At 66.6% G+C, this 9,818-nt stretch carries 6 protein-coding genes; 2 read left to right on the top strand and 4 right to left on the bottom strand.

Annotated elements, in window-relative coordinates; translation table 11 throughout:
* Positions 1–128: 128 nt before the first annotated feature.
* Positions 129–3,083, bottom strand: a complete 2,955-nt coding sequence (locus RT551_RS20235) for an EAL domain-containing protein (RefSeq protein WP_313461838.1) — start codon at positions 3,081–3,083, stop codon at positions 129–131.
* Positions 3,084–3,376: 293 nt separating this feature from the next.
* Between RT551_RS20235 and RT551_RS20240 the strand changes: the two genes are divergently transcribed.
* A complete protein-coding gene (locus tag RT551_RS20240; protein WP_313461840.1) occupies positions 3,377–5,497 on the top strand; it encodes a M13 family metallopeptidase in 2,121 nt (706 codons plus the stop codon).
* 59 nt (positions 5,498–5,556) lie between these two features.
* On the opposite strand, the gene RT551_RS20245 is transcribed toward RT551_RS20240, so the two are convergent.
* On the bottom strand, positions 5,557–6,501 hold the full coding sequence (locus RT551_RS20245; protein WP_313461842.1) for an oxygenase MpaB family protein: 945 nt from the start codon (positions 6,499–6,501) through the stop codon (positions 5,557–5,559).
* Between the two features lie 355 nt (positions 6,502–6,856).
* Between RT551_RS20245 and RT551_RS20250 the strand changes: the two genes are divergently transcribed.
* Positions 6,857–7,471, top strand: coding sequence for a hypothetical protein (locus tag RT551_RS20250; protein ID WP_313461843.1), 615 nt, complete (start codon positions 6,857–6,859; stop codon positions 7,469–7,471).
* 110 nt (positions 7,472–7,581) lie between these two features.
* On the opposite strand, the gene RT551_RS20255 is transcribed toward RT551_RS20250, so the two are convergent.
* Entirely contained in the window at positions 7,582–8,355 is a 774-nt protein-coding gene (locus tag RT551_RS20255; protein WP_313461845.1) for a LytTR family DNA-binding domain-containing protein, read from the bottom strand.
* Positions 8,345–9,604, bottom strand: coding sequence for a histidine kinase (locus RT551_RS20260; protein WP_313461847.1), 1,260 nt, complete (start codon positions 9,602–9,604; stop codon positions 8,345–8,347). The genes RT551_RS20255 and RT551_RS20260 overlap by 11 nt, the downstream gene beginning before the upstream one ends.
* Positions 9,605–9,818 lie beyond the last annotated feature (214 nt).

A 9,818-nucleotide genomic window follows, 5' to 3' on the forward strand; every position in this document is an offset into this window, starting at 1 on the left:
ATTGTGCCTGATCAGGGCCCAGTCCGAGACACAAGTGACACGCCATGCGTGTCAAAGCCATGATCCTGTGCACGTAAACCGCCATGCGTGTCAAAGCCATGATCCTGTTCACGTAGCCCCCGCCCCAATCAGGTCGCTTCCGCCTCCGTCTCCAACCGCCCGATCACATCGGCCAGCGGGGCCGGGCGGCCCAGCAGGAAGCCCTGCACCTGGTCGCAGCCGTGCGCGGCCAGCCATTGCTGCTGGCCCGGCGTTTCCACACCCTCAGCGATGATGGTCAGGCCCATGCTGTGGCCCAGCGACAACAGCGCGCGGCAGATCGAGGCATTGCGCGGATTGATCTCCACGTCCGCGACAAAACTGCGATCAATCTTCAGGATGTCCAGCGGCAGGTGCTGCAGGTAGGACATGTTCGAGTAGCCGGTGCCGAAGTCATCCAGCGAAATGCAGATGCCCTGCTCGTGCAGGCGCTGCATGGTCTGCTTGGCCTGCGCCGGTTTGCGCATCAGGCTGCTTTCGGTCAATTCCACATGCAGCGCACCGCGCGCCAGGTTGAACTCCTGGCAGGCGCGGTTGAACTCGGCCACCAGGTCGCTGTTGAAGAACTGCACCGCCGATACGTTCACCGCAATCGGCAGGTCCCAGCCGGCATCCACCAGCTGGCGCTGTGCACGCGCCGCTTCGCGGATCACCCAGCGGCCCAGCGCCAGAATCAGGCCGGTGTCCTCGCACAGCTGGATGAACTCACCCGGCGGAATGAAGCTGCCGTCGGCCTGCGGCCAGCGCAGCAGTGCTTCCAGGGACGCGGGCGTGCCATCGGCGGCATGGCAGATCGGCTGGAAGTACAGCTGGAATTCGCTGTCGATGGCGGTGTGGATGCGCCCGGCCAGACGGAGCCGCTCGGCCAGCCGCGAACTCACCGTGCTGTCGTACCACGCAATCACGCTGCCTTCGTCACGCGCAGCGTGCGCGGCCTGTGCGGCCATGCCGATCACCTGCTCGGCACTGATCACATCGCCTTCGAACTTCACCGCGACACCAATGCGCGGCTCGAACTGGTGCAGCCAGTCCTGCCCGCGTACCGGCTCGGATACCGTCTGCACCAGCGTGTCCAGCGCACTCTGGCGTTCGTGGTCATCGCGGATGGCGAAGATGAAATCCTCCGCCGGCTGGAACGCCAGCAGGCCATAGCGCACGCCCAGCCCGCCCAGGCGCTTGGCCATCGCCTGCAGCACCACATCGCCGACTTCGCGGCCCAGCGTGTCGGCGACCAATTGCAGGCCACGGAACTGCACATAGGCAATCGTGTAGCTGCCGCCCTCCTCATCCAGCTGCGCGGCCAGCGCACGCGTGTTGAGCAGGCCGGTGGCCACGTTGTGGGTGGCGTGGTACGCCAGGTCGCGCTCGTAGGCCAGGCGCTCGCTGACGTCTTCGGCCAGCACCAGGCAGGCCTGGCGACCATCGAAATCAAGCCGCGCCAGATGCGCGCGTACTTCGAACACCGTGCCGTCCTTGCGCCGGTGCAGCCGCACCTGCGCGTCATGGGTCTCGCCCGGTGTCGCGCTGGCAATGGCCTGGCGGATCTCGTCCCAGCCTTCGCGCGGGCGGATGTCGAGAATGCTCATCGACAGGAATTCCTCGCGGCTGTAGCCGTACTGCTTCACTGCCGCTTCATTGACCTCCAGGAAGCGCAGCGTGTCCGGGTCGAACACCCAGAACGGGGCCGGGTTGCGGTCGAACAGCAGGCGGAACTGGCGCTCGGCCTGCTGCGCGCGCGCCAGGATCTCAATGCGGTCGCTGACATCATAGAGCGCACCGATCATGCGCCGTTCGCCCTCCGCCACGCCCACCTGCTGGCCGCGCGCGGACAGCCAGCGCACCTTGCCGCCCGGCAGCACCAGCCGGAACATCTCATCGAGCACGCCGTTGTTGGCGAACGCAACGTGGAACGCGTCCTGCAGCCGCTGTGCATCCTCGCGGTGCACGCGGTTGAAGAAGTCCGCCACCGGCAGGCTGTCGATGGGAATGTTGAAGATCTGCCGCGCCATCGGTGACCAGTGCAGCAGCGAGGCGTCCTCGTCCACGGTCCAGGTGCAGATCTGCGCGATCTGGTGCGCCATGTGCAGCTCCGCATGGCCGGTGCGCAGTTCCTCGCTCATCGCATGCTGGCGGCGGGTGGCGCGACCCAGGCTCACATACACCAGCGCGAATGCGCCCACGTACAACAGCACCAGTCCCAGCGACGCGTACACATAGGGCCACCACGCGGCCAGCACGTCACGGCGACCCAGGCCGGCGTACACGCCCAGCGGGTAGTCACCCAGCGTGGTCAGCGTGGCAATGCGCTCCACGTGATCCACCGGGCTGTATTCGATGCCCAGCGGCACCACCGCGTCGCGGCCCAGCCGGTCGCGGTGCTTCAGGCCGAAGCGCTTGCCCACTGCCCCGGCGCGGTCGGGGCTGCGTGCCAGCATGTAGCCGCCGCCGTCGGTGATCGAAATCACCCCGTCACTGCCCACGTCCAGATCGTTGATGATGGCCTGCAGTTCGACGGTGTGCAGACGGCTCAACAGCCAGCGGTTGTCGCCCATGCGCAGGGCCAGCGGCAGCACCCAGCGCTGGTCCGGCATCTGCTGCGGCGGGCCCAGGTACAGCTGGCTGTGCTGGCCGCGGTTGCTGTCCACCGCCCACAGCGGCAGGAACAGGTCACCACTGCCGCTGGTCAAGGCGCGGCCGTACTCGTCCACCACCACGATGCTGTCCAGTTCCTGGTGGCGCTGCAGCACGCCCTGCACGGATTCGTCCAGCAGGTCCGGGGCCTGGTTGGGCACCCGCTCGAACAACTGCGCGCCGTCGGCGGCAATACCACGCATGGCGCGCTCGAGGTTGCGCAGTTCCAGCCGCAGCAGGCGCTGGGTGCCGGCGGAGATGGCCGTGCTCTGCCGCTGCGCGGCTTCGTGGCGGCGCTGGTAATCGTTGGCCAGCATGATCGCCAGGCCCACGGCCAGCAGCACGCCCAGGCCGACGCCCAGCCATACCAAGGTCCGCAAGGGACGCGCCAAGGCGCGGTTCATCGCGGGCATTGCCTGATACTCCCCCACGCAGCTGACGACATGAAAACAGTTCCCGAGTCCTGCAGACGAGAGCGGCCAATGTCTCAATTTCTTGATGCGGCTCCGGCCGATTCCCCGTCAGCCAGGCCTTGGCACGCCTGTACCGGCCCAGCATGCACCAGCCCGCGGCGCGCGGGAAGGTCTGTGACCGTATTCACATAACTGGCGGCAACACAACCGGCCACAGCTCCCGCCAGACAAGGGCAGTTGCGGCCGCAACCACGGGTTTAGACTTGGTGGTTTCCCGTTGCCTGAGAAGTTGCATGTCCAAGCTGCGCCGCCCCACCCTGATGCTTGCCATTGCCGCCAGCCTGTCGCTGGGCCTGGCCGCCTGCGACCGCGAGGCCGCCCCCTCCGCTGCGACACCGGCCGACACCGCGCCGGCCACCCCGGCCGCGCCCAAGGCCCAGCTGGGCAGCTTCGGCTTCGATGCCGCCGGCATGGACCGCAGCATCGCCGCCGGTGATGACTTCTTCGGCTTCGCCAATGGCACCTGGGTGAAGAACACCGAGATTCCGGCCGACCGCTCCAGCTTCGGCAGCTTCAATGTCATTTCCGAGAAAACCCTGGCCGACACCCGCGCCATTCTTGAAGGCGCCGCCGGTGACGCCAAGGCCAGCGGCGAGACCAAGCTGATCGGCGACTACTACGCCGCCTTCATGGACGAAGCCGGAATCGAATCGCGCGGCATGGCCCCGGTGAAGCCGGAGCTCGACGCGATTGCCGGCATCGCCGACAAGGCCGCACTGGCATCCACCTTGGGCGGCACGCTGCGCGCCGACGTCGACCTGCTCAACGCCACCAACTTCTACACCGACCGCCTGTTCGGCACCTGGGTGTCGGTGGATCTGCTGCAGCCGGACCGCAACGCACCGTACCTGGTGCAGGGTGGGCTGGGCCTGCCCGACCGCGACTTCTACCTGCAGGGTGGGCGCATGGCCGAACTGCGCAAGCAGTACCAGGCCTACATCGCGCAGGTGCTGCAGCTGGCCGGCGTGGCCGACCCGGCCGGCAAGGCGCAGCGCATCCTCGCGCTGGAAACCCGCATCGCGCAGGTGCACGCCACCCAGGAAGAAACCAACGACGTGGCCAAGGGGGCCAACGCCTGGACCCAGGCTGACCTGAGCGGCAAGGCACCGGGCATGGACTGGGCCGCCTTCCTCAAGGCCGCCGGCCTGGACCAGCAGCAGGACTTCATCGTGTGGCAGCCGAAGGCCGTGGCCGGCATTTCGCGCCTGGTCGCCACCGAGCCGCTGGACGTGTGGAAGGACTACCTGACCTTCCACGCGCTGGACCGCGCCGCACCGTACCTGCCCAAGGCGCTGGCCGACGCCCGCTTCGCCTTCCACGGCACCACCCTCAACGGCACCCCGCAGCAGAGCGAGCGCTGGAAGCGTGCGGTGGATGACAGCAACGCGGCGGTGGGTGAAGCGATCGGCAAGATCTATGTCGAGAAGCACTTCGACCCGGCCACCAAGGCGCGTGCCGATGAAATGGCGAAGAACATCATCGCCGCCTTCGCCAAGCGCATCGACGCGCTGGAATGGATGTCGCCGCAGACCAAGGCGCATGCCAAGGCCAAGGTCGCCGGCCTCACCGTGGGCATGGGCTACCCGGACAAGTGGCGCGACTACACCGGCCTTGAAGTGAAGCGCGACGACGCGCTGGGCAATGCCGAGCGCGCCAGCCTGTTCGAGTACAAGCGCAACATCGCCAAGCTCGGCCAGCCGGTCGACCACAGCGAATGGGCGATGCTGCCGCAGACCATCAATGCGATGAACGTGCCGCTGGAAAACCGCTTGGTGTTCCCGGCCGCGATTCTGCAGCCGCCGTTCTTCGACGGAGCCGCGGATGACGCGGTGAACTACGGTGCGATTGGCGCGGTGATCGGCCACGAGATCAGCCACGGCTTCGACAACGCCGGTGCGCTGTTCGATGAAACCGGCAAGTTGAACAACTGGTGGACGGCCGACGACCTGAAGAAGTTCACCGCCGCCGGTGACGCACTGGCCGCGCAGTTCAGCAGCTACGAGCCGTTCCCGGGCGTGCACGTCAATGGCCGCCTGACCCTGGGTGAGAACATCGCCGACGTGGCCGGCCTGGCCACCGCGTATGACGCGTACCAGCTGTCGCTGCAGGGCAAGCCGGGGCAGACGATTGAAGGCTTCACCCCGGACCAGCGCTTCTTCCTGGGCTTTGCACAGGCGTGGCGCAGCAAGGCGCGCGAGCAGGCGCTGCGTAATTCGCTGCTGACCAATGTGCATGCACCGGGGCAGTTCCGTGCGCTGACCGTGCGCAACCTGGACGCGTGGTATCCGGCGTTCGAGGTGAAGGACGGTCAGAAGCTGTACCTGGCCCCGGAAAAGCGGGTCAAGGTGTGGTGAGGTGAGGTGACCCGCATCCCGTGCAGCCACGCAGGGCGTGGCTCTACGGGGTGATGGGTTCACGTAGAGCCACGCCCTGCGTGGCTTCGCGGTGCATGCCGCCGCCCATCCATCGTGACACCCATGCGTGCGTAGGCGCGCGGCGCGGTGCCGTCGGTCAACGCGCGACGGAACAACGGGGCCATGCCAGCCAACATCCGGGCCGACGCGGCAGCCTGCATCCGCTGCAACGGCGTCCGCTCCAGCATCGCCTCGGCCCAGTCCGGCAGCAACGCCGCGCCCGCGCCGAGGAACAGGTCGCGCGACACGCCGGCCATCGGTACCGGCAGCCGGATGCCGGACAACACATCCAGCACCTCGCGCGAGCGTGCATCAAAGCGCAGCTGCGGCTGCTGCGCGGCGAAGTACGCGGTGACCTCAGCCTCGCTGGCCGGCACATCCGTCGCACCCAGTGCTTCCGCCACCCGCCGGTACTCGTTGTAGTACTGGTCCGCAAAGGCCGGCGACGCATCGCGGCAGTAGCGTCGATATCCCTGCAGGAAGCCATACGCCTCAGTCACATGCACCCAGGTGAGCAGCGCAGGATCATCCGCCGCATAGGCCTGCCCATCGGGCGTGTGGCCACGCACGTGCACGTGGATGCGCTTCACCTTGGCCACCAGCGCCTCCACCTCGCCGCTGGGTGCGTAACTGGTGCCGGCCACGAACGCAGTGGTGCGGCGCAGCCGGCCGACCAGGTCGCCGCGGAAGTTGGAATGGTCATACACCCCGGCCAGGGCCAGCGGGTGCAGGGTCTGCAACATCAGCGCGCACAACCCGCCCGCCAGCATGCCCGGGAGTTCGGCATGCACCTGCCAGGTGGCGCTGTCCGGGCCGAACCAGCCGGGGTCGCCGACCGGGTGGTCGTAGTCGATGCCGCTTTCGCCGCGTGGGAACGCCCCGATCACCCAGCGCCGGATCGACGCGGTGGCAGGGGTGGCAAGTCGGTGCAGCAGTGACGGCATGCGGGGGTCCGGAGGGGGGTGAAAACGCCGCGGATCTGCGCGGTTGTGTCAATTCTGCGTGATCTGCGACAGGGGGGCCATGGCAAGCGGCGCGCTTGGCTGAAAAATTTGCGTATGCAGCACGAATGAGGTGGGAATTGCGGCACGGTGCGCGGGATTTTCATGTCGCAGTGCGCAATATTTTTGTCTCGCCGCGCATTCAGAAATGACCCCTGCGGCGTTTTGTCGCACTGCCCATTGCCAAGCGAAATGAAAGTGCTACTACTGAATACATCCGGCTGAAGAGCAGCCGGGCAAGCCCGGCTCTACATACGTACGTCCAATGCGCTACCGCTCGTTCCCCAAGGAGCTCGTGATGATCGCTTTGTTCAAAGGTTTGGGATTGCTGCTCCAGGACAACGAGCTGTATCGCAGCCCGTTCGAGAAGCAGGTCGCGCATTGGCGCAACAAGAGTGAACAGCAGATCCGTGAAGAAGTAAGCACCCTGGCCAAGGCCAAGGGGCAGTGGCTGATGGCTTCCATCGTGGGCTGGCAGGCGGCCTCGCTGCTGATCCTCGGGCTGATCGCCAACTACCTGTGGAAGGACGACTTCCATATCACCTTCACCCGCGTGGTGATCGTGTTTGGCTCATGGGTGTCGATCCTGTTCGTGATCTGGTTCATGGCCAACATGTTCGACCACACCGCTGGCTTCGAGCGCTGGATGAAGGCGTTCAACAGCCGCGCGCGCATTACCAGCGACGCCGATACGGTGGAATGCGTGGCCGAGGCGCTGGACATGGCCCAGCATTACCCGGAAGTGCTGGATTACAAGCAGGCGGTGACCGCCAAGCGTGAGCTGCGGCATGAAGACATCCGGATCATGCGTGAGATCGGGCGCATGAAGCAGCATTCGGAACTGGTCGGCCAGCTGAATCACGTGGGTGAGCAGGACGGGCGGCATAACCTGCATCTGCAGCCGGCGTTCTGATGGTAGTGCCGGCCGCTGGCCGGCAAGCGGGGCAAGCCCCGCTCTACGTAACACATCAAAATCGTGGGGGATCCCAATGCCACCGTGGCGATCACGGTGGCATTGTTCGTTTACATCCCCCGGAACAGGCTCATGAACGGCTGGCTGACGTTCAACACTTCCGGGCGCTGCTTCAGCCGCAGCTGACCGCGCCCGGTATCGTCGCGGCTCACCGCCGCCACCGCTTTCATGTTGACGATGGTCGAACGGTGGATCTGGCGGAACTTCTGCGGATCCAGCACTTCCAGCAACTCACGTAGCGGCGTGCGCAACAGGCTCTCACCGGCTTCAGTCACCACCGTGGTGTATTTGCTGTCGGCGCGGAAATACATCACGTCTTCCAGCATGATCAGCTGGGTGTCGCGCCCATTGCTGGCGGTGATCCAGGCCAGCGGCGGCGCAGTGCTGTGTGCGCCGGGAGCCTGGCCGAGGCGCTGCAGCAGCTGCTCCAGCATCGCGTTGTCCGGCCGGCCCAGCTGCATGCGGCTCAAGATGCGCTCGCGAGTGGCCAGCAGCCGCTCGTCACTGACCGGCTTGAGCAGATAGTCCATCGCGCCCTGCTCGAACGCATCAATCGCGTACTGGTCATACGCGGTCACGAACACCACCTGGGTGCGCGGGCTGATCTCCGGCAGCGCGCGCGCCACCTCGATGCCGCTGATGCCGGGCATGCGGATGTCCAGGAACGCCAGATCCGGTTTCAGTTCGGCCAACCGCTCCAGCGCGCTGGCACCGTCCTCGCATTCGGCGACCAGCCGCAGCTCCGGCCACAGCCGGCCGAGTTGCGCCACCAGCGACTGCCGCAGCAGGTCTTCGTCTTCGGCAATAAGTGCATCAAGCTGCATGGATGGCCTCGCGCGCGTCACGCGGCAGGGTGATGGTGGCGGCGACGCCACTGGGGAAGTTGCTGACAATGGCCACGCCGGCGCGCTCACCGCAGGTCAGGCGCAGGCGTTCGCGCAGGTTCTTCAGGCCGATGCCGGTGCCGCTGGTGCTCTGGCCAAAGCCGAGGCCGTCGTCGGCCACGGTCAGGGTCACATGGTCATCGAAGCTGCGCGCGATGATCCACACGGTGCCTCCACCGGGCTTGGGCTCCAGCCCATGCTTGATCGCGTTTTCCACCAGCGTCTGCAGCGCCATCGACGGCAGCGGCAGGCCGTGCAGTGCCGGCGGCACGTCGACCTGCAGGGCCAGGCGTGCACCCATGCGGATCTTCAGAATTTCCAGATAGGCCTGGGTGCGCTCCAGCTCCACGCCCAGGGTGGACATCGACTCGTCCACGCTCGGCAGCGAGCTGCGCAGGTATTGAATCAGGTGCCCCAGCATCTGGTCGGCGCGCGGCGGGTCGGTGCGGGTCAGCACCTGCGCGTTGGCCAGGGTGTTGTACAGGAAGTGCGGTTCCACCTGCGCGTGCAGCAGGTTCAGCCGCGCCACCGACAGTTCCTTTTCGGTGGCGGTCTGCTCGGCGGCGGCCTGCTCGTCGCGGCGCTGCTCGGCGACGCGGCGGGTGATGGCGCGGCTCACCGCCTCGGCGTTCTCGTAGTTGCTGCCTTCATCCACCGCCAGCAGGTCGGCCCAGACCCCGGCATCGGGTTCGAACAGCAGGGTCACGCTGCAGGTGCCCTGCCCCGGGGTTACCGTGGCCAGCACGCTGTTGCGCTTGATCGCCAGCCGCGCCGGCAGGTTCCAGCGTGACGGCGGGCGGCCGTTGTAAGGGTCCACGCGGCGCACATAGGCGCGAACCTGCAGGCTGCCGGCGGCGCTTTCGATGTCTTCCACACGCGGCAGTTCGGCGATGGCCTTTTCCACCACGTCGAAGGCCGCGCCGGCGTCCATCGGCACTTCGATCTGGCGACGCTGGCGGCTGGACAGGGTGGTGGCGTCCAGCTTGCCGGCCACCAGCCAGACCCGGCGCAGGTGGGTGATGCAGCTGCCCAGCGCGGAAATCATCAGGAACAGGGCCAGCAGGGCGAATACCCAGCCCGGGCCTTCATCCATGCCATGGAAGATGCCGCTCCAGACAAAGCCCGCCACCACGATGGCGAGGGCCCAGGCAGCCAGAATGCGGAAGATCAGGGCGAGGCTGGCGAACACGGCGGCGGGCTCTGGCAAGGGTGTGAGGCGAGCATAGCCCTGTGGCGGAGGGGGGCAAGGGGCGTGCGACGAAAGCCCGGATTTGCGGGGTGAATCCGCCGCCGGATTCCGTTCGGGTGCCGCGTGGACACGCATGGCGTGTCCCTACAGGTGGGGCCGCCGCGTAGATACCGTCTCGCCCCTGCCTATGCAAGGGCGATTTCGGGATCAAACG

It is taken from the genome of Stenotrophomonas sp., assembly GCF_032103445.1.
Lineage (GTDB): Bacteria > Pseudomonadota > Gammaproteobacteria > Xanthomonadales > Xanthomonadaceae > Stenotrophomonas.